The sequence below is a fragment of the Williamsia sp. genome, from assembly GCF_016462415.1.
Taxonomy (GTDB): domain Bacteria; phylum Actinomycetota; class Actinomycetes; order Mycobacteriales; family Mycobacteriaceae; genus Williamsia_A.
Map to the genome: position 1 here is coordinate 1 of NZ_JAEMTF010000096.1, position 1427 is coordinate 1427.

Here is a 1427-nt window from a genome sequence, read left to right on the forward strand (position 1 = left end):
GACGGCAGCCCATCGTCGCAACCCACGACGGTCGTGACCGTCACCGAGTCGGCGTCGGCGACCGCCGCCCCCACGTCGACGACGACAACAGCGGCCGCGAGCCCGTACACACAGACCAGCATCCGGGTGACGGGAGCGTCGGGCCGGGCGACCTACGACGTCACCATCCCGCAGTTGAGCGGCGGCAACCCGGCGGTCACCGCCGAGTTCAACCAGTCGATGCGTGCGGCCCTCCAAGACCTGATCGACGATGACAAGTCGCCGTACGACGGCTTCAAGCTGAGCAACGGCTACTCGAAGGGCCCGTTCCACATCGGTGAGCGGGTCATCAGCGCGGAGCAGATCACCGGGTGGATCGCCCAACCCCCTGGTGCGCATGGCGACTCACTGCTCTCGACGGTGACCATCAACGCCGAGACCGCGAAGCCGATCACGCTTCAGGACGCGTTCGGCGATCTCGGCGCCGGTCTCGCGCGGCTGTCACAGGAATCGGCACGCATCCTGCCGACGACCAACGTCGGGGACCGATACGTTCGCGAAGGCATGGCGCCCAAGCTGGAGAACTTCGCCAACTGGACCGCGTCGCCCGCCGGAATGCTGATCCACTTCGGCGACTACCAGGTCGGTGCGTACGCCGACGGGCTCGTCACCATCACGATTCCGTGGTCATCGTTGTCCGACGTGCTGGCACCGGGGATGCAGGACATCTTGAGCAGCTGAGTAGAAGTACGGATTCGACCCGGTCGCTCGAGCGATGAGATGGTCCGTATGACCGAGACACTCTCAGCACCCGAAACGCTCGACCAACCGCGGTCGACCAGTTCCACTGTCGCGGTGTTCGCCGCGATGCTCGGCTGGTCGCTGTTCTTCGTCGTCCCGGCGTTGTTCATAGCCGCCCTCAGCCAAGGAATCGAGGGCGGACCTGACGACAACTCCGGATCGATCATCGTCATCATGATGGTCCTCGCCGGCATCTCATTCGTGTCAGCAGTGGTCGGAACCATCTGCGGCGGAACCAAGACCCGGGTCGCGTGCCTGGTTCTCCTCTGCTGCCAGGCCTATCCCCTGTTTGCGCGGAACGGCTTTCTCTTCTGACGTTGCGCCCGGCCAGTCTGACTACCTGCTCGCCAAGCCGTCGGCGAGGTCATCGCGCCCCAGTGCTCGGTATGCCTTCTCGTACTTCGCCGTCAGCTTTTGCTGCAACGCCTCCGGCAACCGACGGAGCCGCTCGATGTCGGTGTTGTCCGCGAGGTCGGCCAACTTCACGACGAGTGCAGTCGGGTGGTCACTGATTGCCGCGTAGTAGTTCTCGTCGGAGACCTCTTTGTCCCGCGTCAGCAGCGTCACCACGTCGACTACTTCTTTCGGCACTCCTCGCGAGAGCAGATCTGCCGCAGTGATACCGGAGTCCTCGACCACGTCGTGCA

General features: G+C 64.3%; 3 protein-coding genes. 2 read left to right on the top strand and 1 reads right to left on the bottom strand.

Features of this window, described 5'->3' with window-relative positions; translation table 11 throughout:
• Both JHC79_RS18575 and JHC79_RS18580 read left to right on the top strand, forming a co-directional pair.
• On the top strand, nt 1-720 hold a 720-nt coding region (locus JHC79_RS18575; RefSeq protein WP_296393590.1), incomplete at its 5' end, for an RsiV family protein.
• A 114-nt stretch (nt 721-834) separates the two neighbouring features.
• Nucleotides 835-1095: a hypothetical protein gene (locus JHC79_RS18580; RefSeq protein WP_296393592.1), complete on the top strand. Its 261-nt coding sequence runs from the start codon at nt 835-837 to the stop codon at nt 1093-1095.
• Nucleotides 1096-1116: 21 nt separating this feature from the next.
• Here JHC79_RS18580 and JHC79_RS18585 read toward each other — a convergent pair.
• Nucleotides 1117-1427: hypothetical protein (locus tag JHC79_RS18585; protein ID WP_296393594.1), on the bottom strand; the 311-nt coding region annotated here is incomplete at its 5' end.